This is a genomic window from Lactobacillus sp. B4005 (assembly GCF_026536045.1).
Taxonomy (GTDB): Bacteria; Bacillota; Bacilli; order Lactobacillales; family Lactobacillaceae; genus Lactobacillus; species Lactobacillus panisapium.
In genome coordinates this window covers 44,196-69,302 of the sequence record NZ_JAFNOZ010000007.1, presented here as the reverse complement: position 1 = coordinate 69,302, position 25,107 = coordinate 44,196, and the positions used below count along the sequence as shown (strand labels likewise).

Sequence of the window (25,107 nt, the reverse complement as noted above, 5' to 3'; positions counted from 1 at the left end):
GCTTCTAATTTAGTTTTTAGTAAATATTTAGACATAAGAAAACCCCCGAATTGGAATCTTTGTCCAATTCCGGGGGTTAACTTCATGATTTATTTTTAAAAAAATGTTTTATTTTTATGTTCATTATCTACTCCTCAATTCAATGTAGGTTACTGATATTCAAACTAAAAGCAAAATTAAGTACATCTTACTTATTATCAATTATTTTCTACTCATCATCAACTTCGACTTCTCTGCATTCCTATCGTCATCCATATCAACATAAGTTTTCATAAATATCTTTACAGTATGTCCATTCAATTGGCTGCCCATAGATAGCTCATACTTGGAGTATTACCTAATTTAGTTACGACTGCCTGCGTACAAGTATATATTTCTATCCAAAAGTTTTTTACGACACACGCAAATTTAAATGTTTTTGTTGTATTCTATACTTTCTCTTACAAACAAAAATTATCCTAAACTTATCTTCGCAAAACGTTGATAAATCAAGGATAATTAATTTAAGTAATTCTTTTAAATGACTAGAAGCATATAGTCTTAGAGCTGATTATGTTTTAACTTTAGCATTTTTTCGATATATTCTTTAACATATGTGTGTGGCAAAAATTGTGTTTCAATTTTATACTTATATAAAAAATATAAAAACTATACATAACATACCTTTAATGCAAAGAAGGACTGCTAAAATGAAAGATAAAGAAATCTTTAATGATTTAGAATATCTTATAGACAATTGCACTGAAAAAAACATTGATAATCCTGGTTATAAGTATAATATGGTCTTTACTAAAATGGGTATTATTTACTTTGATAATACAGAACTGCACAAATTAACCAAAAAAATTATCGAAGACAAAACGCTCGGAAAGAATTTTTCAGGAGGTGCTGAAAAGTATCTTATAAATAGAATTATAAATCTAATTGTTGAGTATAAATTTGTAAAAGAAAAAAGTACGGAATATACGTCTTTGCAAATAGTTGAAGAGCTCAAAAGAGAGAAAGCACCTTATCTTTTCTTTATACCTATTTATGGAATCAAAGTAGATTCCGTTTACCCACGAAAATACAAAAATATAGCCTTATGCTCTGAAAAGTATAGAGAACAAAAAATTAAAAGTCTTGTTGAGCTTAACGATGAAAATAAGAAGCGTTTTGGAATTGGTAAAAATAAGGATAGTAGCACTTTTATTTTTATCAAACTTTATGCAAACAATAACGAAACGGCTAAAGAGCTTAGTCTTAGCTATGCGAATGATTTCATATTAATGTTACACAGCATTTACAGCAACATAGATAGTGTATTTAATATTGGTATCGGCAATGAGAGTGATTATAACTCATTTATTGATGTTTTATATGTAAAAAGCAATCATAAAATATGTCTCTCACCCTCAACAAGAAACAATATATTTAACAATCTGCCAATTCGCTTACCTTTAAGTGATACAAAAAATAGTATCATTGAAGTATTTTTCAGTATATTAAATAAAAAATTAGTAATGAAAAGATTAAAAGTACAGATATAGAAAATAAGCTTTATATTGCACTTACAAGCATTGGAAGATCTACTATTGAAAATAATTCAGAGCAATCACTATTAGATTTAATGACAGCAGTCGAATCTCTTGTCGAGGAGAAAAATTTTAGTCAAAATCTTACGGATCAAATTTGTGAAAGGTGCGCTGAATTGCTTGGTAAAGATTCTAAATCTAAATTGAGTATATATAAGGAAATGAAAGTCCTATACAACAAACGATCAGAAATAATTCATGGCAGTAAGCAGTCAAAAATAACAATATCAGACTTAAGGTATTTACGTGAAATAAGTTCAAAATTGTGCACCCTTTTTATTAATAACATCGAAAAGTTCAAGACTATTATTGATTGGAACAAATATTTCCTAGAACTTAGATTCAAACAAAATTAGCTCTTATATAAACCTATTGGCTAGCAAATCCAACATCTCTGCATTTCTATCTTCATCCACATGAACATAAAGTTTTCATAAGAATCTTTACAGTATGTCCCATTCGATCGACTGCTCATAGATAGCTCATACCTGGAGTATTACCTATTTTAGTTGCTACTGTACGCCTACAAGTATACATGTTGATATATCAGTTTTTATTTCTATCTAAAAGTTTTTTTCACGGAACACGCTATTTTGCGTGTTCCGTTTGTGTTCTTTATTATCTTTTATAAACTAAAATTAACCTTAACTTACCTGCGTAAAACGTTGATAAATCAAGGTTAATGAATTTTAATAATTCTTCTAAATGCTGACTAGAAGAATAGAGGTTCTAGTCAACAAATCCTTATATATCAACATTTTCAACAGTAAGATAATAAAAAAATGTTCTTAAAATGTTCCCAGGTCAGCTAACCCACAAATTAGCCATCGCCTTGTTAATATCGTCTGATAGGCCAACATACGTATTCATAAACATATTTAGCGAATGTCCCATTTTATCAGCCGCCCAAGGATAAGACATTTTTGGAGTATTGGCTAGTTGCGTACAAATTGTATGCCTAAATGAATACAGGCTCATACGTTTTTTATTAGATTTTACATCTAACTGTTGACAAACTTTTTGCAGCATTTGATTAATACTTCTTTGCGTAATTGGCTCTTTATTATTAGCTTTTTTATAATCATGTAGATTCAGAAAAATCAAGTCTAATGGATTATCTAAATTGTGTTCTGCTAAAAATTTATTTTGCTTAACTTGATAATCTTTTACTAAATCGATTACATCTTTAGGGATTGGCAAGAGAGTTCGGGACTCTCCTTTAGGTCGGGCTTTCAGAGAACCGTTAAAAGACTTACTCAAGTCTGACCAGCTGTCATTTATTCTGAAGGTGTAATAATTGCCTATCAGCACAATATCAGAAAACTTCAGAGCCTGCAGTTCGCCAACCCGCATGCCAGTGTAACTTTCGATCAATATTGCTAATTTACTACCATTTAGTTCCACGGGATTATTTTTCAAATCGTGAATAAGTGATTGCCGCATTGCCTTGAGTTCTGATTTAGTGAAAATTCGCCAATCCTGTGAGACCGTGAAATCACTTTGCTTGAAAAATAATTTCAAGGCTCTTTCTGGGACTGGATTTTCTTTAACTACTTTCCCTTCAAGAGATTTGAAATAGTTCCGCAAATGGACCAATCTTTTAGCAATGTTTGATGAGCTGCTAACTGTTGCATGGTGCTTCTGGACATAATCGTGAGCATATTGACTGATTAATGGTGTGGTTATTTTGCTAATTATTGCTTTGCCAAAATAATCTTTAACCGAGTTAGCCGTTTCTTGCCAAGCTTTCAGAGTGACGGGACTTAATGATTTTGCTCGTTGATTAACATAACGCTGAAAATCAACAGCAAAAACAACCTTGCCATCGCTGGGATTGAGGCCTGATTCATATTCAGCCCACATTTGACGTTCAATCTTTTTGGCATCTTTTTCCGTGTTGGCATATTGTACCGTCCAGCTAATCCGCTTGCCAGTTATACTATCTGTTGGTTGAATTCGTATTTGATACTTATCTTTATATTTACCTTTCGTTACCTTCTTTATCATAATTTTCTACCTTTCCTAATTAAAAAAGATAGAAATTAAAGCTTAGTTATTAATCACTTGCTTCTATTCTATCTCTTTTTATTTATTTAGCCCAAGTTTTTTCTTGATGATAGCCAGCTGAAATTAGCCAGTTTTGAGCTTCATCGAGGGTGTAATATGGTCGGCCATGCGGCAATTGATGATACGGCATACCAGCCTTGCGGAGTTTGTATAACATTGCTGTGCTGATATTCAGTTCTTGGCAAAGTTGCTTGCCGTTCAATAATAATGATGTCATTTTTCATCACCTGCGATTCGTAGGCCTTTCACTTCATAGGTTGGAATTTCCTGCCAGCCCGGATAGTAGAAGTTGCCAGCGTCAGCCGTAATCCGTTTCCCAATTAAGTCGGAGTAATGGACGATATTTTCATCCATGAAAATGATGATTTCAAGTGGCTTATCCGCTTGATTAATACAATTTTTCACCTGACAAACTAGGCCATTATCAATGAAGTTTTCGCCCGGATTGTCGTGATAATCAATGATGTTCACTTCACCCATACGACGGCCAATTAGGCCATATTTGTTTAACTCTTGAAAAGTCGGTGGGTTGAAGAAGAAATCACTTTGAGTGTATTTACATTTAATTTTTTTAGTCATATTTATTTCCTTTCAATATCAATAAAGTTTCTTTTTGTTAAATTTAGTTTTATACTTAAAATGTAAAAATTTTTGAAATAGCTAGTTTCGATCTGGGGAGATTTAACTAGCTTTTTTATTTTTTCGACGAGCGACCTTGCGCTTGATTGTCTTGACCATTTGATCTGTGACCTTGATTGGCTTAATTCGCCTTAACAATTGATTAACCGAATCCACCGCCATGTCATTGATCGAATTGATATTGCGATAGAAACTGATAGGATCATATGGAGTCGTGATGATTAGCTTTTCAAGGTTGAGCCGCTTGTCGTGATATCTACTAGGTGCAGCCTTATCGTGTTGATAGGGATCAAGCAAGCGCAGCAAGTCGCTGTATTCGAAGTCATTGGGTCGCAAATCGTTAATGATAACGAACCGTTGACCACGATATTCTTGAAAATGATCGCGGGAACTGCCCAAGGTAATGTAATCTTTACCATTGAAGATATGCTCGGCCAAACGGGTTTTACCGACACCTGCTTTGCCGTAAAGCCATAGAGTAGCCATCTTGTGACCTTTGAACTTTGTGAGCCACTCTTGGTGTTTTTGAGCCAGCAACTCATTATCAATCTTATCAATTAGCTGCTGGTGCTTGGCTATGCCGAAAACACCCAGCTCTTTAGCCAGCTGCTCTCGGCTAATAGCTTGCTCGGCATAGCGCCGTATCTGTTCATTTTCGTATTTCGGGCTAAGCTTGATTTTTGCGCGAATCTGCTCTAAGCGCTTGGGATAATCGAATGAAGCTTTGACTGCGGTGGTGGCATAATGATACTTGCCATCAGCACTTTCGGCATCTTGAGTTTCATGTATCAAGTATGAATATGCGTTGTTGATCCGACCATGCCAGACCTGTACATATTGGGGGTCATCATTAAATAGTTGGGCAATACTAGTGATCGTCTGCGGGTATTCATATTTAAGTACTATATGGAAATGCTCGCGGATTGGCTCACCATTTTCAGCTTCATCATGATCGTGGTTGATGTATGCCCACTCAAGAGCTCCAGAATTGTCTAATATGTTAGGCAGTTCTTGGGGTTTTATTTTTAAATGGATTAAATCTTGAACAAACATAAACTGTCTAGCTCTTATTTCTTTCTTCATTGGCGTCACCTCCTTTCTATCGTCTGCACAGTTGCACACTTCGTGACATTTAGATAACAAGCCCTTTAAATGTCACGGTTAGTAACTGATTGGAACTTCTCTCACAGTTGAAGCTTATTAACTCTTTCATGCCTAATGTGGCGCTTTGCTGCCCCTTTGCTAGCGCAAAAGCAGCAGCGCCACAACGGCAGTTAATAACGAGTTGCTTCTACCTTGTAGTAATTTCCAGTTCGTTCATGCGATGAAAAAATATACTCTGGATTGTTTTCTTTGATTTGCGTCAAAATCGTTGGCAATTCTTGATCTAGTTTATTGATTGCACTTGATGTTTTTGGTAGAAACAACCAAACTATTAGACTATTTTTTCGCCTGTCAATATACCAGCCTTGAATTGCCTGATTAAAGGCTTTTTCAGTTGGATCATTAATTGGTTGATTTTTCCATTCATTACCAACCTTAACCTGAGTAGTCTTTGGTTGTACTTTTGAAAATCTACGTAAATTATAGGTTTGAACTACCGAACTACAGTAATTTTTAAAGGTATTACCACGTTGATATTGAATTGTTATCACTAGCATTGCTAACAAGATCACTAACATCAATAGAGTTGTTACAATTATCGTTTGCTTAACATTATTAAGCAGACCACTTAAACTGTAAGGTTGAATAAGGACTGTTATCAGTATTGAAACTATTTCAACTAAAGTTACTAATGGTAAATAATATCCAATTTCTAATTTTGAAATACTTTTCATAATAATTACTTCCTTTTTTTAATATGTTGGTGCCAGAAATGGCAACACGTTGTATGGATGATCATCATCAACTACCTGGATTATTCCAGTACCCTGACCCATTGGGATTACCAATCCCGTGGGGTCGAGGTCTGGAAAGAGAAACTGGGTGGTTTTCTTGTTGATATTCCCTAATTGAACGCTGACGTTGACCTGTTCCCTTACTGACGTTGGCACAGCGGTATGATCTAACCGTTGACTGCATAGAATTAGATGCACCCTAGTGGCACGGCCAAGCAAGGCTATCTGCGATAACAGAGCGAAGAACGAATCTTTAACTGACTTATTCACGCCTTCTGTTAAAGCTAGGACTTCATCAATTACGATTGTGATTGGTTTGAAATCTTTACTTTGATCTTCAAATAGAGCAGCTTGTCTGTCATAGATAGCATTCAAAGCTTTGCTTAACGCATCACTTACTGATGAAACATAGTCTGATTTTGAGGAATTTGTTGTTGGATATAGTGCTGGAAAGCCATGATCTCTAGCCCAACGGCTGGGTTGATCTCGTTTGGGGTCAATAATGATCAGCTCTGAAACTTTAACCAAAGCAGCTAGAAGATAAGTAAGGAAGTAACTTTTTCCGGCGCCAGAATTACCTGCGATTGCAATGCTGGTAACTTTATCGAAATTGATTGAAAAATCCTTCATTAATGGGATTATGTTGTCCTTACGCTTGGCGAAATAATTATCAAGGTTTTCAAACTTAAGCCTTTGAGCTGTGCCCTTTCTCCACGGGAAGTAAAGGCCTCGTCTTACTTCGATTGGATTGTCATACAATGGAACGAAGTAGATGCCATTCTGCTTGAGTACCGTATAGTTGGGATAGAGTGCTGCATTGGCTATCTGATATATGCGCTGATACAATTGATCATCTAATAGGTAGCCAGCGGGAAATCTAGGAATGAAGATGAAGCCATTATTCCTAATGCTAATATCAAAGCTGTTAGTATAGGTGGTTTCGCCTTCAATGCCTAATGCCATATTGAGGCACCTAATGAGATATTGTCTAATATTCGTCATGTGCTACTTCACTTCTTTCAGTGAATCAGCCTTGAAGTACACTTTGTTGCGAACTTCACAAGCTTCAAGATTGTTGAAATTAACTTTTGATAAATAAACTGGTAGTTTAATTTGATTGTCAAACTTAACTTCAAAGGGCTCCTGTCCCTCTTGGCTAAACCAGGCTCTATATCCAATCACTACATCAGTTGGCCGATTGTCTTGCCATTTGTGCTGCACTTCCGGTTCTGTACTAAGACTATATATTGGTTGGTTATTATCAATATAGTTGTTGGCTGTATCAGCGGAGTAACCGCCGTTTCTTCTTATTGCTTTCATAATAAAAGCTCCTTTTTTTAAAAATTAATGGAGGGATTCCGATCCCAGCACAAGCTCTATTTCAGCTTGTAATTTTATTTTATAGTGTCTTTTTATAATTTTTTTGGAGAATTTCGGTTCACTCTGAATTTAAAATAAAAAAATCCAGCAGTATTTGATACTGCTGGATTAACAAAACTACTATATATAGTCTTAATTATTTAGTATTTGTTTGGCTGATTTTTCTACGGAACTAATAATCGCATTAATTTGGCCCGAAAGCTCATTATCAATTTTAGCTAAATCGGTAATTGGGATTGTCGTTTGCACCCAATTTTTACGACTATTCTTATTTATTTTTGATAATTCTTGCGGTAATTTTTCTTTCAAAATTTTCCGCAAGCTTAAATTGTCGATATCACTCTTTTTTGATTCGATATATTCGATTTTATCCTTAGCAAAACTATTACTTGCGAAATTGTTTGGTTGATATAGCCATTTTATTTTTTGATCAATATAAAATTTCATCTTTCCTTTAAAATAGTTAAACTTCGTTTCTACGGTATTGAAAGCATTGTAGTCTATTTTGACTTCTTGATTATTTTTAAAAAAAGCATGTGATTCTAATTCATCTATTAATGAAAACTTTTCTGTAAATTTAGGTTCAGAAATAGGATAATTTTCATCATTTTTAGCAAAATTATAATCTAAAATTGCATTAAATAATGTTTCGTTAATGTAGGTTTCGCGGTTATTTCTTGCTAGCCATTTTTTATTATTCATCTCAATTTGGCTACTGGATAATTCTATTTTTTGATATTTATTTGAATCTTCATTAATTAACTTTCTTATTTGCTTTCTGATCGCGTTTTTACCAATTTTAATGGCTGGTTTAGCCATTCTATTATTCAATGCCTCTAAGGCGTAGGTTACCGAATAGAATTTTTGATCTTGATTTTTGTTTTCGATAATTCCTGCATTTATTTCTTCATACTGATTAGTTCCTTTCTTTTTGTTATTTTGTAATTTGCTAATCCGATTTAGTATTTGCCAAATTTTCAATAAATAAGCAGAATCGATAACTTCCACGGTACTAGAAGTAGAAGTGTTAGTATCCATGGACTCAGAAGCACCGTCTAATGATTGTGGAATAAATTGGATTTTAGCAGCATTAATAGAATCAATATCTATATTATTTTTTTTGGCAAAAATTTTAAAATCATTGGCATCAGTGTGAATTTTCCGATAATCATTGAAATTATATGGATTTTTAATATAACCATATATTAACTCCCTTAAATTAAAAAATAACTTTCCCCTATCTAAGTTCAAATAAAAACCTTTAAACATAATTTCCTTGTAAATATTGTTTTCCTTAGTTTTATCAATTAGTTTGATTAATTTAGTTAAGTTTTTGACATTTATTAGCTCTACTTTATCCACATCCGCATCTTCTTCATTTTTAAATTTATCATGAGAGTTTTTGGCAAAATCAACTTCATTATGACTTGCTAAAATAAAATCAATGTTATTAGCAATTGAAAAAGACAATAATTCATCGTGGCTCCAGTTCTCATCAATAATAAAATTAAGTGCTGTTATTAGCCACTTTAAGATGCCATTAATACTAAATGTGACTGAGCCATTCATTAAGTCTAGATATGTTTGGGGAGCAAATTCTTTATATTTATACATTTTTAACATCTTTTATGTATAATTTCCTATAAAAAAGGCGATTAGAATTTATCCTAATCGCCCCACCAGTATTGAAACTGGTTCAGTATGGTCATATAACTAAAACTAATGACCATAAATCAGCTACACATGAAAATCATGGCTTGCAGGAACTACCAGACCGAAGCATGATAGCACTGCAAATTACGTAGATAGAACAGTTTGCTAGTAGTTACTAAAACTACCAGTAACAACCGTATAATTAGAACGTCTTTTTCGTCCGCAAGCTGTCCAACGGACGGTAAGCAGATGAACCGCTTACAATTAAATTGTATATTATATATATACATAAATCAAGCAAAATTTCCATTAGTTGCAAGATATTAGAAATTAACTAATGATAACAATTGAAAATAACAACAAACGAACATTACTCATTTGAGTCATTTCAGTCACCTTTCTTGAGATATTTCTAGTTCAATTAACAGTCAACATGACTTTTGTATGGTTTAAAACTATGGTAATAATTCTTACCTTTTGTTTTATTTAGAGTACCGATTGATTTATAGGTTACCTTTGCAGGTGTAAATTGATCAATATCTTCAGTACGAATGTAAACTACACCTAGATTACCATCAACAGAATAGCTATATACAGGGTAGTAATCATGACCATCGTTCATATGGATGGCTGTTAGGCCAATGAAGAATCCTTGGTTCTTACCATGGTCTTGACCGTCATATGAGAGAGTTAACTTTCTGTGACCGTCCTTGCGATTGCTATAGATAGTATTATTTTCAGTGTAGATACCTTCATATTCACCAGAATATTCGTCATAACCATCCCACGATTTAGCCAATGAACCATAGTAACATTCTACTGGCGCATGATTCTTTTTGAATCTGAATCCATATGGGACATGATAGAATTCAGCTGGAATCAGTCCTTTTGCTGCGCCAGATTCGTTCTGTGCGACAAAGTAGGCACGTCCATGAACAGTACCAGCACCAATAATTCTATCCCATTGTCTACCTGGATCAATATAAAAATCGGCCTGTTTATAAGGATGCATGACATATATGTCATTAACATTATTACCAGGTACCCAATCATTGAAAAAGTGTGGCTTCGTATAAGTAATTCCTGACTTTTGAGCTAATTTTTGCATTTTATTATAATCTTTTGTCTTTGAAGTTGGAAGTGACTCTGCACTAACAGTAGTAGTATTTAGTGCGGTTGTAGTTACTCCTACAGAACCAAGTAAAGCACCTGCTAGTGCTAACTTAGTAATAGTTTTTGTGAATTTCATTTCTAATTCTTCTTTCGTATGAAAATGTAACATACGTGAAAACGTATTGTTAACGTTTCTAGTTTAATTAAAAGTCAACACGATTTTTGTACGGTTTAAAACTGTGGTAGTAATTTTTACCCTTTGTTTTATTTAAAGTACCGATTGATTTGTAGGTTACCTTTGCAGGTGTAAATTGGTCAATATCTTCGGTGCGAATATAGACTACACCTAGATTACCATCAACAGAATAACTGTATACAGGGTAGTAATCATGGCCATCGTTCATATGGATGGCTGTTAGGCCAATAAAGAATCCTTGGTTCTTACCATGATCCTGACCATCCATAGCCATAGTTAATTTTCTGTGTCCATCTTTCCGGTTACTATAGATAGTGTTGTTTTCAGTGTAGATACCTTCATATTCACCAGAATATTCGTCATAACCATCCCAGGATTTAGCCAATGAACCATAGTAGCATTCTACAGGTACGTGGTTTTTCTTAAATTTGAATCCATAAGGCACATGGTAGAATTCAGCTGGAATTAATGTTTTTGCGCCGCCTTCATTTTGGTTAACAAAAAAAGCACGTCCATGAATTGTACCAGCACCTATAATGCGTGACCACTCACGTCCTGGATCAATGTAATGATCAATTCTTTTATAAGGTTGAAAAGTATACCAATCACTAACATTATTTCCAGGAACCCAGTTGTTAAAATAACGTGGCTTCGTATAAGTAATTCCTGGCTTTTGAGCTAATTTTTGCATCTTATTATAATCTTTTGTTTTTGATGTTGGTAACATAGAGCTTGCATTAACAGTAGTAGTATTTAGTGCAGTAACTGATGCTCCAGCAGTTCCAAGTAAAGCACTCACTAGTGCTAACTTAGTAATAGTTTTCGTAAATTTCATTTTGAATTCTTCTTTCGTATGAAAATGTAACATACGTGAAAGCGTATTGTTAACGTTTCTAGTTTAATTAAAAGTCAACACGATTTCTATATGGTTTGAAACTATGGTAGTAATTTTTACCTTTTGTTTTATTAAGAGTCCCAATAGATTTATACGTAACCTTTGCCGGTTCAAATTGACTAATATCTTCGGTGCGAATGTAGACTACACCTAGATTACCGTCAACAGAATAACTGTATACAGGGTAGTAATCATGGCCATCGTTCATATGAATTGGTGTTAGACCAATAAAGAATCCTTGATTCTTACCACGATCTTGACCGTCATATGAAAGCGTTAACTTTCTATGGCCGTCTTTGCGGTTACTGTAGATAGTGTTCGTAGCAGTATAACCAATTTCATATTCGTCTAGGTATTCATCATAACCATTGTATGATTTTGCCAAAGAACCATAGTAGCATTCTACTGGCGCATGATTCTTTTTGAATCTAAAACCGTATGGGACATGATAGAATTCGGCTGGAACTAGTACTTCAACATCATCATGTTGATGTTCTATAACATATTGCTGACCATGTATATATCCAGCTCCAACAGCTGTAGCCCATTCACGTCCAGGATCCATTGTAATATTTGCTAATTTATATGATTTGCTAAGATAAACATTACCAACATTATTACCTGGTACCCATGATGCATAGAATTTTCGAGTTCCTATGTAATGCTTGCCAGGTACTTTTGATAGTTGTAATAATTTATTATAATCTTTTGTTTTTGCTGTTTGAAGTGACTCTGCACTAACAGTAGTAGTGTTAAGCGCGGTGGTAGTTATACCAACAGAACCAAGTAGAGCACTCGCTAGTGCTAACTTAGTGATAGTTTTCGTAAATTTCATTTTAAATTCTTCTTTCGTATTTTTTTAGCACTATTTTTTTACTTTAGTAAAGTTATTAAATCCGCCGTGATAGCCTAAAGTTAGAACTTTGCCGCTCATTTGTAAATAATTATCATCTCGGTATGGACCGTGTCCTTTCAGGACTGGTTGACCATTCTGAAGTGAAACTAACCTAATAATATGGCTCCGGTGGTCATAACCAGAAGGAACATAGCCAATGAAATGCCATTTTACTTTCTTTGCTGAAACTTTCATTTTCATCGCTGGCACAGCCATATTCTTGTTAATATGTTTTGACTCAAATGAGTATTGTGGTTTTGATTTCCATGTGCCACGCATTTTCTTAGGAATTGTTATGCTAGATGCATGAACCTGATTAGTACCCAGATTATTAGTATTGTTTTTTTCTGCATAGGCTCCTATCCCAAGTAGCAAAGTCATAAAAACAACTGCAATTATTGGTTTAATTACTTTTTTCATTTGATTCATTTCTTTTCTTCTTTTCTAAAAATCCAACTACAACGTTACCAATATATTTAGTATACTATTATATTTTTTTCTGGATTGGAAAATATTAATGTGCACATTCCTGCACACGTAAAAGTGACTAATAACCTTGATATACCAGCTTTTATTTCTATCTAAGAGTTTTTTCACGGAACACGCTATTTTGCGTGTTCCGTTTGTGTTCTTTATTATCTTTTATAAACAAAAATTAACCTTAACTTACCTGCGTAAAACGTTGATAAATTAAGGTTAATGAATTTTAATAATTCTTATTTATGCTGACTAGAGGATTCGAACCTCCGACCTCATCATTACTAGTGACGTGCTCTGCCAACTGAGCTAAGTCAGCATTGTCAAACTCGACAACGATATTTATTAAACCATATCAGTTAGCTTTACGCAAGTACTTTTCACCAGTAAATTTATTTTTTTGTTGCAAAAAAGCGCTTTTGTTGCCAGCTAAACTTAAAAATCGCTATTTCAATCTAATTTACAAATAATTTTACTCGCTTATTGCTGCTTGTTTTGGCTCTTCGATTTTCATGAAGAGCTGAACAACAAAAGTCACGATTGCAGCAATTGCTGCTAAAATTATTATTGCACGTAGTTCCTCAAAATTGATTTCTGCTGCATCATTGGAAATAATCTTGCGCTGTGTTACACAGTGCAAGGATTTTTCAACTTTATCTTGACTACCCACTATTCAAGAACTTTTTGGGCAAAAAGTCTATCATCCATTCGCTTAACCCCTAAACATTAACATTAATTTTCCTGCATCAAATTTTGCTATTCGTAAAAGCTGTCCTTAAATATTTACGTTTACAATCACCTATTGTTCTATCTTTTCAATGATTTATTAACTAACGAAGTCGTCAAACATCCAAAGCCAATTAAATATTAGTTAATTAATTATTTACTGCGACCATAGTAAGTAATTTCTCAAGATTACTTAAAAAACAAATTCACTTTACTAATCTATTGAGGCTTAGGACTTCAATGATTTCATTGATCCTTTCAGTCTAATTTTCATAAACATTTAAAAAACTATATTCTAATACTATTTATTTTAGAGTATAATATAACGTGATTTATTTAGAAATGGAGTGATATTGATATAATGGCAAATATAGCACCGATTAATGCCCAATTGCCTTGGTTATTAAGGTTGTTGGTAGCCTCTTTATGCGGGGCCTTAATCGGCTATGAGCGAGCAATACAGAGAAAAAGCGCTGGTGTCAGAACCCACATCGTTGTCGCATTTTCATCTGCGCTATTTATGATCGTTTCCAAGTACGGATTCTATGATGTGATAAAAACTTCCGGCATAGAATTTGATGCCTCACGTATAGCGGCGCAAATTGTATCTGGTATTTCATTTATTGGTGCCGGAACAATCTTGATCAAAAAAGATCAGGTTTCTGGATTGACTACAGCTGCAGGCATCTGGGCAACAGCCGCAATTGGTATGGCTATTGGTTCTGGATTATACTTCTTAGGCGTTTTGGCTACAGCCCTGTTATTTGTTATTCAGATGCTATTTCATGATGACAATATTATTGATAAAATCATCATGCATATCCGGTTTAATGTTCAAATTGAGGCAGTTAATCGACCCCATATTTTGGAAACAATTCAACATGAATTAGCCGCAAATCACGTTGAAAATGCCTCTGTCAAAATTTTATTTGTTAGTGATGAAAAGATTATTTTCTTTGCCGATGGTATTATTAATAATAATATTGATGAAAATGATATTATTATGGCCTTGCGGAAATATCCTGACATTAAACGAATCAGTTACGATAGTCTCGGAAAATAACTGATTGTTTTACAATAAGCAATAGAAATTAACTATTGCTTATTTTTTGTTCACAAAAATCAAATTAGCTACAATGGATGCTGAAAAGTGGTAATTTTAATAAAAAGGAGTAATTTTTATGGCTGGTCCACTTGATTATTTACGTTGGCGCGGTGATCTTACTTTCGCAGAAAAGCCTTTTAACAGTATCGATGCCGCTTTATTATCTTCATTAGTTTATCTTCCCGCAGACGATTCTAGCGTTGGACACACATTAGCTGAATTAGCAGAAAAATTGCGTAATTTGGCATCTTTTCAGCACCAGATGCATTCTGAAACTGCTGCAGAAATTATCTTACTTGCCGAGAGTCCTAGAATCGGCAATATAAAAATTCTTGACTGGACTGACAGGCTAGAAGACGACCCGTATCCACTACAATTCAGTGCTGCAACATTTTCAATTACAAAGGATACCATTGCTATCGCCTTTCGCGGTACTGATGGCACCATGATTGGTTGGAAAGAAGATATGCGCATGAACTATTTGCCGGAAATTTACGGTCAAAGCGTAGCGGCAAAATATTTGGAAGAAATCGCGACCAAGTTACCTGAAAAGCGAATTTATCTCTTGGGTCATTCAAAAGGCGGAAATTTCGCCCAATATGCCCTAAGTGCTGCTAAGCCCGAAACACAAGAAAGAGTGGTTAAAGCGCTTAGTTTTGATGGTCCGGGATTTTTCCATAAGGTTTATACTAGTCCCGGTTTTGTCCAGGCAATGCCTAAAATGAAAACCTACATTCCACAGAGTTCAATCTTTGGTGCAATGCTTGACCATCCTGAGCAAACAATTGTTGTCAAAAGTACGGCGGCAATGCGCAACCAGCATGACCCGCGACGCTGGTCAGTTGGTCGTGACAGTTTTACCCTGGCAAAAGGATTATCTTCTGGCAGTCGTGTACTCCGTCATGCTCTAATTAACTTTAATCATTCCATTCCCAAAGAAGAACGCGGTGAAGCATTTTCTGATTTATTCGAAGCCTTTGAAAATGCCGATATTGAGGAAGCACATCAGCTAACAAATAATAAACTGGTTGGAACTTACCGTTTTAGTCGGGTCTTTTTATCACTTGAGCCCCAAGAGCGTAAGTTAATTGCTCAAATTTTAGGTAAGATTTGGGATTCCTATAAAAATAATATGACACTGCCGTTGATGGCTAATAATTATGAACTCTATCCTAAGAGTAATGATTCAAATAAGGCTCCTGTCTTTTACGAATTTTATGATCCGGAGCACCCTAATTTGGAGTTGCCCCCAGAAGTTAAAAACAAATTACGTTAGCAATTAGTTTCACGTGTAACACAAAAAAGAGTTGAGGAAATATTCCTCAACTCTTTTTTTACCAAGTATTATTTTTTCATATTATCCTTGGCGTCATCGACTTTATCTTTGACATTGTCAGCAGCATCTTGGGCTTTGTCTTTCATATCACCTGCAGCTTGCTGTACCTTACCCTTTAATTCTTTAGCTTTTCCTGCTACTTTATCTTTAAATCCTTTATCAGCCATAATTCTAGGTCCTTTCCTAAAAAATAAGCAAAATAATCTATTTACACCTTAATAGTACAATCTTAAATTAACTAAGTCATTAAATATGCTTTATTTTTGGATTGATATCCAGAATAGCAGCTGTAATAATAGGATTTTTATATGTTAAGTACAAATTATATAGTATTGTTTACTGATCGGGTTGATCGTGACTATAATCGAGGTTTGAAAAGCGGTTATATGGCTTAGAGAACATTAATTTAACCGTCCCTCGGCTACCAGACCGGTTCTTTTCAATAATGACTTCTACTTCACCATTATCATCCTCTGCACCAACTTCTTGTTGGTCATCACCATCTTCCTCATTTTCATCGCGGTAATAATCATCCCGGTACAAAAAAGAGACAATATCGGCATCCTGTTCAATAGAACCAGATTCACGGATATCAGATAAGACAGGCCGCTTGTCCTGTCGCTGCTCGACTGAACGTGATAACTGAGACAGAGCAATAACCGGCACATGTAGTTCTTTAGCCAATTTTTTCAATTGCCGCGAAATTGCCGAGACTTCTTGTTGGCGTGATTCGCTGCGTGGTCCTTCAATCAGCTGCAGATAATCGATCACAATTAAGCCTAAGTTGCCTTTTTCCTTGGCAAGTCGGCGAGCCTGTGCCCTAATCTCACTCATTTTAATTCCTGGCGTATCATCAATATAGATGCTGGCATTAGCCAAAGAGCCAGACGCTACGATCAATTTGCGCCACTCCTCTTCGTCCAATTGGCCAGTCCTTAGATGCTGCGAATTAATTAGGCCTTCAGAGGCTAGCATTCTTTGTACCAGCTGCTCGCCACTCATTTCCAAAGAAAACATGGCGACCGTTTTGTCAGTATGCAACCCAACATACTGAGCAACATTCAGTGCAAAAGAAGTTTTACCAACACCTGGACGGGCAGCAATAATAATTAATTCATCATCGTGGAATCCCGTAGTCATTTTATCTAGTTCGACAAAGCCTGTGGGCAGACCAGTAACCATGTTGCCGTCTTCAGGAATACTATTGATTTCTTCAATTGCGGCATTAACAATATCCTTGATTCCCCGAAAGCCATTTGCATTGTTTTCCGAAGAAACATTCATGATCTCACTTTCGGCATCATCTAGAATTGCAGTAACATCGTCTGAATCCTGCATTGCGTTCGAAATGATTTTTTGACTGGCAGAAATAAGCCGCCGCAATAATGCCTTACGGTGAACAATCTTGGCATAATAAACGATATGAGCAGCCGTAGGAGTGGCAATGGCAAGTTCCGAAACATAAGCAATTCCGCCAATATCATCCAGCTGATTCTTTTTGGTTAATTCATCTTGTAAAGTTAGCGGATCAATTGCATCTTCGCGATCCGATAAATCAAGCATTGCTTGAAAGATTAATTGATTAGCTTTTTTATAAAAGTCACCCGGCTCAACCTCCGCGCTGGCGTCGGCAATTGCCTCTGGATCAATAAAAATTGCACCTAAAACGGCTTTTTCCGCTTCATCATCGTGCGGTATTTGTTGCGAAACGATATTATCCATTAATCATGACCACTTTTTATTAAATTAAAGTTATTCCTGTTCAGTAACGTGGACACGAATTTTGCCCTCTATGCCCTTAAATAACTTAACAGGTACATTTGTATAGCCTAAGGTTTTAATTGGCTCAGGCAGGTTTAATTTGCGCTTGTCGAGCTTAATTCCGAACTGATCCTCTAAGCCCTCAACAATTTTCTTACCGGAAATTGAACCAAAAAGACGTGAATCTGAACCAGCCTTTGACTTAAAGTTGACTACAGTTTCATCTTGGTCAAGCTGAGCCTTAATTTTTTCAGCTTCTGCCTTTTCACTTTCGTAAGCAGCCTTTTCATTGGCCTCTACACGCTCTAAAGTATGCATGTTGGCCTTATTAGCCTCTTTAGCTAAACCGCGTTTTAATAAAAAGTTTTGGGCGTAGCCATCTGGAACGTTCTTAACTTCACCACGTTTGCCGCGGCCTTTAACATCTTTAGTAAAAATAACTTTCATTTTGCTTACCTCTATTCATTTTCTTTTTCATAAGTATCAACTGCATTAAGCAGTTTGGCAAGTGCCTCTTGAACTGTAACACCTTTAATTTGCGTTGCAGCATTAGATAAATGGCCGCCACCGCCTAGTTTTTCCATAATTACCTGGACATTGATTTCGCCCATCGAACGAGCAGAAATGCTAATGGTGTCTTTACTGCGCCGAGTAATTGCAAAACTAGCTTCAACATTTTCCAAATCAAGTGCCGTATCCGCGGCTTGAGCAGTAATTATCGGATCAATAATCTGGTCATCATCACCGCACAAAACAGCCATTTTTGGCCTGATCATTTTTAGGCTGCTGACTAAACGTGTGCGCTCAAGGAAACTATCGATATCCTCCTTAAGCAACTCGCTTACGCCAACAGAGCTAGCACCAATTGAGCGCAGATAGCTCGCCGCATCAAATGTCCGCGTTCCCGTTCTTAGCGAGAATTCACGTGAATCAACCGTAATACCAGCTAGCATTGCTGTCGCTTCCAAATCGGTCAAGACCCGCTGGCCTGAACTTGGTTGTTGGTATTCTACCATTTCAGTGACAAGTTCACATGCTGACGAGGCATAGGGCTCAACGTATGTCAGCATAGGATTTTCAGGGAATTCTTCACCGCGGCGGTGGTGATCAATTACAATAATGCGATTCTTCAACCGGTCGTATAAATCTTTTGAATAAGTAATCGAATATTTTGAATGATCAACCATAACTAGCATTGACTTGTCAGTTAAACTTTCCAAAGCATCGTCTGGCGAGATAAACATATCGGTGTCTTCCTTAACTTTTTGCATCTTGGCAACTAACCGGCCAACATCATAGTTTGTCTTATTGACGTCTAGCACAAAGTTCGCCTTAACATTATGCAATCTGGCAATCTTAACGACACCAATTCCACTACCCACTGAATCCATATCAGGATTAGCATGACCAACAACAAAAACCCGGTCAGCTTCTTTAAACAATTCACTAATTGCTTGGGAAACCATTCGTGCACGCACACGTGTCCGTTTTTCCATTGGATTAGATTTACCGCCATAAAAACGCGCGGCCTTTCCAGGTTGACTTAAAACAACCTGGTCACCGCCTCGTCCTAAAGCCAAGTCAAGGTTAGACTGGGCTTGGTCAGCCAATTCGGTAATTAAACTACTGCCAAAAGCAATCCCAATCGATAAGGTCAATGGCGTATTATTACGGCTGGTTTCTAGCCGCATTTTATCCAAAACGGAAAACTTATCTTTTTCCATTTTAGCTAAATCCTGCATATGTAACAGTAGCAAGAAATGATCCTCATCAATCCGCTTAAGGTAGGCATTGTAATTTTTGGCGTAATCACTCAGAGTATTTTGCACATAAGAACTCGTAGTCGTAAGTTCCTGATCATGCATCGTTTCGCTTAGTTCATCGTAATTATCAATAAATACTTGGCCAATTGCTAACAACTCATTATTATATTTCTGTTCAATTTTCGCATAACGCGTAATATCAAGTAAATAGATCACACCCAAATTATTCTGGATGACCATTTCAAATTGGTGACCATCCCAATTCACAACGTGATTTTCAGCAGTCTTAGCCTTTAACAAATCATCAATTAACTTATCTAAATCTGGATCAACTGATTTAATCGTGTGTCCAATCAGGTCTTCATCTTTTAAATAAAGCTGTAAATATGGATTTACCCACTGAATTTGTCTGTCCTTGTCATACAGCAAGATGCCAAGAGGCATTTTAATCATCGCTTCTTGTTCGCTGCGCTTAATCCGATAAGACAAACTGACAGCAAAGTTATTCGCGTTACCAGCAAGTATATAAGCACCATAAACGGTACAAGCAACGGTCAAAATAAAAATTAGTACCATTGCCAAACCGAATAATGGATTCATGATCATCGCAACAATACTGCCTAAAAGTGACAGTGCCAAGATGATAATGACAGAAGCTGTCAAACGTGAATCCTTGATAAAAGCAGGAAATTCAAGCTTACGTAAAAAATCTTTCATGTAAGATCCTTCCTAAATTAATGTATAGTACATCATTATTATTATACCTTGTAATCACTTGATAAGAAACTCCTGAATATTAAGCTTTTATTGCTGCTAACAAGTAGCAGGTACCGGGTTATCTTTAAATTAAGCTAAAATCAACTATTATCGCAGGCTGGAGCAGGCTGCTTGCTTTCCTTGCATCATTCTAATAAAAATTGGTGCTTAAAAATTAAAGTCAGCAAAACAGCGGATAAAAAGTCACCTAGCTGGTGGTACTAGGCGCTATTTTTATATTATTAATTCTTGACTTTGGAGTATACTCCAATGTGATACTGAATTCATGGAGGCTTTGGATAATGAAAATTGCTGCATTCGCTAAACTAGTAAATATTAGTACTGATACCCTGCGTCACGCACAGCTCAAGTTACCAGAAGTTAAACAAGCTGTTGCCTTATATCAAAGCCCTAAAAGCAATTACTGCGACAAAGAGACTTTAAAACTAGTAACGAAAAAAGCACAGGATTGTCAGCAACAAGCCATTTTTTATACCAAAATGACAAAAATTCTAGCTGAACTTAAAAACAAAATTGAAGAAGAAGCCTCCATTGACGAAATCGAAAATAGCTTAAAACAGTTAGGCGAATTATAAACTGGAAGGAAAAAATATGATTGCTTATCTTTATAAATTGGACTATCTTGCCGCACTAATTTTTCTATTAGTAGCATACTGGAAAAACGATGGTTCATTACTATTTTTTATTGCCTGGTACCTAGTTTTTGATCTTGGGGCAGCTGGCTATGCAATATCGCCTCAGGTGGGAAATGTTCTTTATAATCTCGGCTATTTACTTGTATTTCCGTTAATCTTTTTGACCATTTTGGCTTTGTCCCCCCATTTAAGAACAACCCAGTTAATCAACTTTAACCTAATATGGCTGGCACATATCTGCTTAGACCGGACATTTGGCTGGGGCTTAATGCCGCGATAAAGAATAATTTAAGTATTGGGCGGAATTAGCTGCCGCTTTACAAAAAAATATTTAATAAAACACAAAAAAGGCGGAAAATTAACTTTTCCGCCTTTTATTTTATTTGACTTAATTAGTCTTCAGTAACGAATGGCAACAAGCCCATAATGCGAGCTCTTTCGATTGCCTTAGCTACTTTACGTTGATTCTTAGCGCTAGTGCCAGTGACACGACGTGGTAAGATCTTACCTCTTTCGGAGATAAAACGTTTCAACAGATCAACGTCCTTGTAGTCAACGTAATCAATGTGGTTGGCTGCGATAAAGTCAACCTTACGACGACGATGGCCGCCTCTTCTTTGTTGAGCCATATCCTAGGTCCTTTCTTTAAAATTAGAATGGAAGATCATCATCAGAAATATCAATCGTGTCACCCGAACCAGCAAATGGATCTTGGGTATTATCAGATTGATTACTGCTATTTAGCGGATTATTCTGATTAGATGGTCCCATGTTTGGCGAATTATTGGTATTTTGATTACCAAAATTGCCGTTATCAGTTGGTGTAAAGCCACCATTTTGACCACGGGCTTCACGATCTTTACGTGATTCAAGCAATGCAAAGTTATCAACGACAACTTCGGTCACATATACTCTTTGCCCATCTTTATTATCGTAACTTCTGGTTTGAATTCGGCCGTCAATACCAACAAGTGATCCTTTAGACGTAAAGTTACAGAAATTTTCTGCTGCTTTTCGCCAAATTACACAGCTAATAAAATCCGCACCTCTCTCGCCTTGAGCGTTAGTATACTGACGATCAACGGCAAGAGTAAACGTAGCAACCGAGATTCCACTCCCAGTAGTACGTAATTCAGGATCACGTGTTAAACGGCCAACAAGTACAACTCGATTAATCATACTTTAGGTCCTTCCTTTCCTAAATCACGAAAACGATAAGTTACTATTTTTTATTCGCCAACTTTGACAGTCATTGAACGCAAAACAGCAGTGTCAATCTTAGATAAACGGTCAAATTCGTTAACTGCGTCAGCGTTGTCTGCAGTGAAAGTCATAACGTGATAAGTTCCCTCACGGTATTTGTTAATTTCATATGCGAAATGACGCTTTTCCCAGTCTTTTGACTCAACCATCGTACCACCATTATCGGCAATAACCTTATCATAGTTTTCAACTAGCGCCTTTTTTGATTCTTCATCAATATCAGGCTTAATAATATAAGTTATTTCATACTTAGTAGTTGTCATTACTAGTGCACCTCCTTTTGGACTAAATGGTTCTTGCTAAAAATTCAAGAACAAGGAGTAATTTAGTTTTATTACTCGCAAGCTCTAATTTTAGCACAGAAACAAAAAATTACCAAACTATCTTCACGTGATCCTACAAGGAATTTTTTCATCCCTCACAATTAAATACGCAAAAAAGTCTGATAATTTTTTTCTTAATTATTCTTCTGATTCAGCAGTTGTTTCTTCGTCATTTGCAACTTCTTGGTCTTCTTCAGCAGGTACAACAGCAAGACTTGCAACCTTACTACCATCAACAACTTTAATCAAGCGAACACCAATTGTGCTTCGACCAGTTTGAGAAACATCCGTAATCTTAAAGCGGATCATAATTCCGTCATCCGTAATGACCATAATATCCTGTGAACCATCTACTACAGTAACGCCAGACAATGGTCCATTCTTTTCCGTGACATTCGCAGTCTTAATTCCCTTACCGCCACGGCCTTTAACCGGATACTCACTAGCTCTGGTCCGTTTGCCGTAGCCTTTTTCAGAAATGACTAAAACTTCATCGCTATCTTTAACGACACCGGAACCGACTACATAGTCATGGTCACGAAGATTAATTCCCCGGACACCAGCAGCAGTTCGTCCCATAGAGCGGACAGTTGTTTCGTTAAAGCGAACAGCATAGCCCAAATGAGTACCAATTAAGATATCTTGCTTACCATCGGTTGGTAAGACATTACTCAATTCATCACCATCGCGCAGCGTTAGAGCAATTAAACCACTATTTCTGATATTGGCAAATTCACTAACGTGGGTCCGTTTGACAGTTCCCATCTTGGTAATGAAGAAGAGGTACTTATCATCTGCATCTTCAGGAATATTAATGATTGTCTGGATTTTTTCGCCCTTCTCAAACTGAAGGAGATTGACAATCGGCAAACCCTTAGCTGTCCGACCAAATTCAGGAATTTCGTAAGCTTTCTTAGAGTAGACTTTTCCCTTATTAGTAAAGAATAACAATAAATCATGCGTGCTTGAATACATTAAGTTTTCGATGAAGTCACCATCTTTAATGCCCATGCCTTTAATCCCTTTACCACCACGGTTTTGGGTCTTAAATTCATTAATCAGCATCCGCTTAATGTAGCCACTGTGAGTCAAGGTTAACAAGACATCTTGTTTTTCGATCAAATCTTCATCTTCAATCGAAACAACTTCTCCTTCGCCAATCTTGGTTCGGCGATCATCACCAAAGCGCTTTTGAATATCAAGCAGTTCGTCATAAATAATCTCGTTAATTCGCTCTGGTCGTGCAAGAATATCTTGGTAGTCCGCAATTTTGGCTTTTAATTCTTTATATTCAGCTTCAACTTTATCGCGTTCCAGTCCAGTCAGGCGAACTAACCGCATATCCAGGATTGCTTGCGACTGCTTGTCATCTAATCCAAACCGACTGATTAACGCGGCTTTAGCAATATCACTTGATTCACTTTGACGAATAATATGAACAATTTCATCAATGTGATCTAGTGCAATCTTCAAACCTTCAAGAATATGAGCTCTAGCTTCAGCTTTAGCAAGATCGAACTTGGTTCTTCTAGTAACAACATCTTCTTGGTGTTGTAAGTAGTATTGCAGCATTTCCTTTAAGCTTAGGAAATGTGGTGCGCCATCAACAATTGCCACCATGTTCATGCCGAAGTTAGCCTGCATCTGTGTCTGCTTGAATAAATTATTCAAAATAACACTTGCGCTGGCATCACGCCGAACATCTATGGTAATTCGCATCCCAGATTGGTCGGATTCATCACGAACACCGGTAATTCCGTCAATTGTCTTAGAACGAGCTAAATCAGCAATCTTCTTTACTAATTCAGCCTTATTGACCAAGTACGGAATCTCAGTAACTACAATTCGCTCACGGCCACTTTTTTCGGTTTCAATATTAGTATTAGCCCGAACAACAATGTTGCCCCGGCCGGTTTCATAAGCGCGGTAAATACCGCCTCGGCCCATAATTGTTCCGCCAGTTGGAAAATCTGGTCCCGGAATTGCCTTCATCAACTCTTTAGTAGTTATTTCTGGATTGTCCATCAACATATGCAATCCTTGAATAACTTCAGAAAGGTTATGTGGTGGAATATTCGTGGTCATACCAACGGCAATTCCACTTGTCCCGTTGACAAGCAGGTTAGGAATCCTAGCTGGTAAAACAACTGGTTCATTTTCAGAGTCATCGTAGTTACGTTGCCAATCAATAGTATTTTTATTGATATCACGCAGCATTTCAACCGCGATTTTACTCATTCGTGCCTCGGTATAACGCATTGCGGCTGGTTCATCACCATCGACCGAACCAAAGTTACCGTGACCGTCCACCAGCATATACCGGTAGCTAAAATCTTGTGCCATGTGCGCCATCGCCAAATAAATTGAGGAATCACCGTGGGGGTGAAACTTACCCATAACTTCCCCAACTATTCTGGCCGATTTCTTATATGGTTTATCAGGTGTAACGCCTAATTCGCTCATTCCGTAAAGAATACGACGCTGGACTGGTTTCAAACCATCGCGAACATCAGGCAAAGCCCGTGCTACGATAACTGACATCGCATAATCCAAAAATGAACTATTCATCACGTTGGTCAAGTCAACGTTTCTTATTCTGTGATCTTGACTTTGGTTGTCGTTATCCATTTA

General features: G+C 36.4%; 26 protein-coding genes and 1 tRNA gene. 5 read left to right on the top strand and 22 right to left on the bottom strand.

The annotated features are described in order from the left end of the window. Positions 1 to 689 precede the first annotated feature (689 nt). Positions 690 to 1,529 carry a hypothetical protein gene (locus tag J3U73_RS10010; RefSeq protein ID WP_267410356.1) on the top strand — a complete coding sequence of 280 codons (840 nt, stop codon included), beginning with the start codon at positions 690 to 692 and terminating at the stop codon, positions 1,527 to 1,529. Positions 1,530 to 2,378: 849 nt separating this feature from the next. Here J3U73_RS10010 and J3U73_RS10005 read toward each other — a convergent pair. The 14 genes from J3U73_RS10005 to J3U73_RS09940 all read right to left on the bottom strand — a co-directional run bounded on the left by J3U73_RS10005 (position 2,379) and on the right by J3U73_RS09940 (position 13,457). Further along, positions 2,379 to 3,581 carry a tyrosine-type recombinase/integrase gene (locus J3U73_RS10005; RefSeq protein WP_267410355.1) on the bottom strand — a complete coding sequence of 401 codons (1,203 nt, stop codon included), beginning with the start codon at positions 3,579 to 3,581 and terminating at the stop codon, positions 2,379 to 2,381. 82 nt (positions 3,582 to 3,663) lie between these two features. Then, positions 3,664 to 3,858, bottom strand: coding sequence for a helix-turn-helix transcriptional regulator (locus J3U73_RS10000; protein WP_267410354.1), 195 nt, complete (start codon positions 3,856 to 3,858; stop codon positions 3,664 to 3,666). Then, a complete protein-coding gene (locus J3U73_RS09995; RefSeq protein ID WP_267410353.1) occupies positions 3,855 to 4,220 on the bottom strand; it encodes a hypothetical protein in 366 nt (121 codons plus the stop codon). Before J3U73_RS09995 ends, J3U73_RS10000 begins: the two co-directional genes overlap by 4 nt. Positions 4,221 to 4,322: 102 nt before the next feature. After that, on the bottom strand, positions 4,323 to 5,363 hold the full coding sequence (locus J3U73_RS09990) for a Rep family protein (protein WP_267410352.1): 1,041 nt from the start codon (positions 5,361 to 5,363) through the stop codon (positions 4,323 to 4,325). Positions 5,364 to 5,554: 191 nt separating this feature from the next. Next, on the bottom strand, positions 5,555 to 6,118 hold the full coding sequence (locus J3U73_RS09985) for a hypothetical protein (protein ID WP_267410351.1): 564 nt from the start codon (positions 6,116 to 6,118) through the stop codon (positions 5,555 to 5,557). Positions 6,119 to 6,136: 18 nt separating this feature from the next. After that, positions 6,137 to 7,180, bottom strand: coding sequence for a helicase HerA domain-containing protein (locus tag J3U73_RS09980; protein ID WP_267410350.1), 1,044 nt, complete (start codon positions 7,178 to 7,180; stop codon positions 6,137 to 6,139). 3 nt (positions 7,181 to 7,183) lie between these two features. After that, positions 7,184 to 7,498 (bottom strand): hypothetical protein, encoded by a 315-nt coding sequence (locus J3U73_RS09975; RefSeq protein WP_267394200.1) that lies wholly within the window; start codon positions 7,496 to 7,498, stop codon positions 7,184 to 7,186. 192 nt (positions 7,499 to 7,690) lie between these two features. Next, positions 7,691 to 9,172, bottom strand: coding sequence for a hypothetical protein (locus J3U73_RS09970; protein ID WP_267394202.1), 1,482 nt, complete (start codon positions 9,170 to 9,172; stop codon positions 7,691 to 7,693). 460 nt (positions 9,173 to 9,632) lie between these two features. Then, positions 9,633 to 10,460 carry a hypothetical protein gene (locus J3U73_RS09965; protein WP_267410349.1) on the bottom strand — a complete coding sequence of 276 codons (828 nt, stop codon included), beginning with the start codon at positions 10,458 to 10,460 and terminating at the stop codon, positions 9,633 to 9,635. Between the two features lie 67 nt (positions 10,461 to 10,527). After that, on the bottom strand, positions 10,528 to 11,355 hold the full coding sequence (locus tag J3U73_RS09960; RefSeq protein WP_267410348.1) for a hypothetical protein: 828 nt from the start codon (positions 11,353 to 11,355) through the stop codon (positions 10,528 to 10,530). 67 nt (positions 11,356 to 11,422) lie between these two features. Further along, a complete protein-coding gene (locus J3U73_RS09955; RefSeq protein WP_267410347.1) occupies positions 11,423 to 11,980 on the bottom strand; it encodes a hypothetical protein in 558 nt (185 codons plus the stop codon). A gap of 300 nt (positions 11,981 to 12,280) precedes the next feature. Beyond that, on the bottom strand, positions 12,281 to 12,739 hold the full coding sequence (locus J3U73_RS09950) for a hypothetical protein (RefSeq protein ID WP_267394208.1): 459 nt from the start codon (positions 12,737 to 12,739) through the stop codon (positions 12,281 to 12,283). A gap of 294 nt (positions 12,740 to 13,033) precedes the next feature. Next, positions 13,034 to 13,106: transfer RNA gene (locus J3U73_RS09945), tRNA-Thr, on the bottom strand. Between the two features lie 153 nt (positions 13,107 to 13,259). Next, positions 13,260 to 13,457, bottom strand: coding sequence for a hypothetical protein (locus tag J3U73_RS09940; RefSeq protein WP_267410346.1), 198 nt, complete (start codon positions 13,455 to 13,457; stop codon positions 13,260 to 13,262). A gap of 417 nt (positions 13,458 to 13,874) precedes the next feature. Here J3U73_RS09940 and J3U73_RS09935 point away from each other — a divergent pair, with 417 nt between their 5' ends. Together J3U73_RS09935 and J3U73_RS09930 are read left to right on the top strand one after the other, a co-directional pair. Beyond that, positions 13,875 to 14,576 carry an MgtC/SapB family protein gene (locus tag J3U73_RS09935; RefSeq protein WP_103752652.1) on the top strand — a complete coding sequence of 234 codons (702 nt, stop codon included), beginning with the start codon at positions 13,875 to 13,877 and terminating at the stop codon, positions 14,574 to 14,576. A gap of 118 nt (positions 14,577 to 14,694) precedes the next feature. Beyond that, complete coding sequence (locus tag J3U73_RS09930; RefSeq protein ID WP_267410345.1) at positions 14,695 to 15,894, top strand: DUF2974 domain-containing protein; 1,200 nt, start codon at positions 14,695 to 14,697, stop codon at positions 15,892 to 15,894. Positions 15,895 to 15,962: 68 nt separating this feature from the next. Here J3U73_RS09930 and J3U73_RS09925 read toward each other — a convergent pair whose 3' ends face one another. The 4 genes from J3U73_RS09925 to J3U73_RS09910 form a co-directional block, all read right to left on the bottom strand. Next, positions 15,963 to 16,121 (bottom strand): YtxH domain-containing protein, encoded by a 159-nt coding sequence (locus J3U73_RS09925; RefSeq protein WP_127326213.1) that lies wholly within the window; start codon positions 16,119 to 16,121, stop codon positions 15,963 to 15,965. Positions 16,122 to 16,290: 169 nt separating this feature from the next. Continuing rightward, positions 16,291 to 17,676 (bottom strand): replicative DNA helicase, encoded by a 1,386-nt coding sequence (gene dnaB / locus J3U73_RS09920; RefSeq protein ID WP_267410344.1) that lies wholly within the window; start codon positions 17,674 to 17,676, stop codon positions 16,291 to 16,293. A gap of 30 nt (positions 17,677 to 17,706) precedes the next feature. Then, the gene (gene rplI, locus J3U73_RS09915) at positions 17,707 to 18,162 is read right to left on the bottom strand and encodes a 50S ribosomal protein L9 (protein ID WP_103752649.1); all 456 of its coding nucleotides are present in this window, start codon (positions 18,160 to 18,162) and stop codon (positions 17,707 to 17,709) included. A gap of 11 nt (positions 18,163 to 18,173) precedes the next feature. Next, a complete protein-coding gene (locus J3U73_RS09910) occupies positions 18,174 to 20,195 on the bottom strand; it encodes a DHH family phosphoesterase (protein ID WP_220268799.1) in 2,022 nt (673 codons plus the stop codon). 341 nt (positions 20,196 to 20,536) lie between these two features. Between J3U73_RS09910 and J3U73_RS09905 the strand changes: the two genes are divergently transcribed. After that, on the top strand, positions 20,537 to 20,830 hold the full coding sequence (locus J3U73_RS09905) for a hypothetical protein (RefSeq protein WP_267410343.1): 294 nt from the start codon (positions 20,537 to 20,539) through the stop codon (positions 20,828 to 20,830). Between the two features lie 16 nt (positions 20,831 to 20,846). Further along, positions 20,847 to 21,170 (top strand): DUF4260 family protein, encoded by a 324-nt coding sequence (locus J3U73_RS09900; protein ID WP_267410342.1) that lies wholly within the window; start codon positions 20,847 to 20,849, stop codon positions 21,168 to 21,170. 112 nt (positions 21,171 to 21,282) lie between these two features. On the opposite strand, the gene rpsR is transcribed toward J3U73_RS09900, so the two are convergent. From rpsR to gyrA, 4 genes are all read right to left on the bottom strand, one after another. Continuing rightward, positions 21,283 to 21,519: a 30S ribosomal protein S18 gene (gene rpsR, locus J3U73_RS09895; RefSeq protein ID WP_090093298.1), complete on the bottom strand. Its 237-nt coding sequence runs from the start codon at positions 21,517 to 21,519 to the stop codon at positions 21,283 to 21,285. A gap of 22 nt (positions 21,520 to 21,541) precedes the next feature. After that, positions 21,542 to 22,069 (bottom strand): single-stranded DNA-binding protein, encoded by a 528-nt coding sequence (gene ssb, locus J3U73_RS09890; RefSeq protein ID WP_103752645.1) that lies wholly within the window; start codon positions 22,067 to 22,069, stop codon positions 21,542 to 21,544. A 50-nt stretch (positions 22,070 to 22,119) separates the two neighbouring features. Next, positions 22,120 to 22,416 (bottom strand): 30S ribosomal protein S6, encoded by a 297-nt coding sequence (gene rpsF, locus J3U73_RS09885; protein ID WP_220220418.1) that lies wholly within the window; start codon positions 22,414 to 22,416, stop codon positions 22,120 to 22,122. Between the two features lie 198 nt (positions 22,417 to 22,614). Next, positions 22,615 to 25,104 (bottom strand): DNA gyrase subunit A, encoded by a 2,490-nt coding sequence (gyrA, locus tag J3U73_RS09880; protein ID WP_267410341.1) that lies wholly within the window; start codon positions 25,102 to 25,104, stop codon positions 22,615 to 22,617. Positions 25,105 to 25,107 lie beyond the last annotated feature (3 nt).

Coding starts and splice junctions, on each gene's coding strand:
- J3U73_RS10010 (WP_267410356.1), top strand. CDS start 690: ATGAAAGATAAAGAAATCTTTAATGATTTAGAATATCTTATAGACAAT.
- J3U73_RS10005 (WP_267410355.1), bottom strand. CDS start 3,581: ATGATAAAGAAGGTAACGAAAGGTAAATATAAAGATAAGTATCAAATA.
- J3U73_RS10000 (WP_267410354.1), bottom strand. CDS start 3,858: ATGACATCATTATTATTGAACGGCAAGCAACTTTGCCAAGAACTGAAT.
- J3U73_RS09995 (WP_267410353.1), bottom strand. CDS start 4,220: ATGACTAAAAAAATTAAATGTAAATACACTCAAAGTGATTTCTTCTTC.
- J3U73_RS09990 (WP_267410352.1), bottom strand. CDS start 5,363: ATGAAGAAAGAAATAAGAGCTAGACAGTTTATGTTTGTTCAAGATTTA.
- J3U73_RS09985 (WP_267410351.1), bottom strand. CDS start 6,118: ATGAAAAGTATTTCAAAATTAGAAATTGGATATTATTTACCATTAGTA.
- J3U73_RS09980 (WP_267410350.1), bottom strand. CDS start 7,180: ATGACGAATATTAGACAATATCTCATTAGGTGCCTCAATATGGCATTA.
- J3U73_RS09975 (WP_267394200.1), bottom strand. CDS start 7,498: ATGAAAGCAATAAGAAGAAACGGCGGTTACTCCGCTGATACAGCCAAC.
- J3U73_RS09970 (WP_267394202.1), bottom strand. CDS start 9,172: ATGTATAAATATAAAGAATTTGCTCCCCAAACATATCTAGACTTAATG.
- J3U73_RS09965 (WP_267410349.1), bottom strand. CDS start 10,460: ATGAAATTCACAAAAACTATTACTAAGTTAGCACTAGCAGGTGCTTTA.
- J3U73_RS09960 (WP_267410348.1), bottom strand. CDS start 11,355: ATGAAATTTACGAAAACTATTACTAAGTTAGCACTAGTGAGTGCTTTA.
- J3U73_RS09955 (WP_267410347.1), bottom strand. CDS start 11,980: ATGGATCCTGGACGTGAATGGGCTACAGCTGTTGGAGCTGGATATATA.
- J3U73_RS09950 (WP_267394208.1), bottom strand. CDS start 12,739: ATGAATCAAATGAAAAAAGTAATTAAACCAATAATTGCAGTTGTTTTT.
- J3U73_RS09935 (WP_103752652.1), top strand. CDS start 13,875: ATGGCAAATATAGCACCGATTAATGCCCAATTGCCTTGGTTATTAAGG.
- J3U73_RS09930 (WP_267410345.1), top strand. CDS start 14,695: ATGGCTGGTCCACTTGATTATTTACGTTGGCGCGGTGATCTTACTTTC.
- J3U73_RS09925 (WP_127326213.1), bottom strand. CDS start 16,121: ATGGCTGATAAAGGATTTAAAGATAAAGTAGCAGGAAAAGCTAAAGAA.
- dnaB (WP_267410344.1), bottom strand. CDS start 17,676: ATGGATAATATCGTTTCGCAACAAATACCGCACGATGATGAAGCGGAA.
- rplI (WP_103752649.1), bottom strand. CDS start 18,162: ATGAAAGTTATTTTTACTAAAGATGTTAAAGGCCGCGGCAAACGTGGT.
- J3U73_RS09910 (WP_220268799.1), bottom strand. CDS start 20,195: ATGAAAGATTTTTTACGTAAGCTTGAATTTCCTGCTTTTATCAAGGAT.
- J3U73_RS09905 (WP_267410343.1), top strand. CDS start 20,537: ATGAAAATTGCTGCATTCGCTAAACTAGTAAATATTAGTACTGATACC.
- J3U73_RS09900 (WP_267410342.1), top strand. CDS start 20,847: ATGATTGCTTATCTTTATAAATTGGACTATCTTGCCGCACTAATTTTT.
- rpsR (WP_090093298.1), bottom strand. CDS start 21,519: ATGGCTCAACAAAGAAGAGGCGGCCATCGTCGTCGTAAGGTTGACTTT.
- ssb (WP_103752645.1), bottom strand. CDS start 22,069: ATGATTAATCGAGTTGTACTTGTTGGCCGTTTAACACGTGATCCTGAA.
- rpsF (WP_220220418.1), bottom strand. CDS start 22,416: ATGACAACTACTAAGTATGAAATAACTTATATTATTAAGCCTGATATT.
- gyrA (WP_267410341.1), bottom strand. CDS start 25,104: ATGGATAACGACAACCAAAGTCAAGATCACAGAATAAGAAACGTTGAC.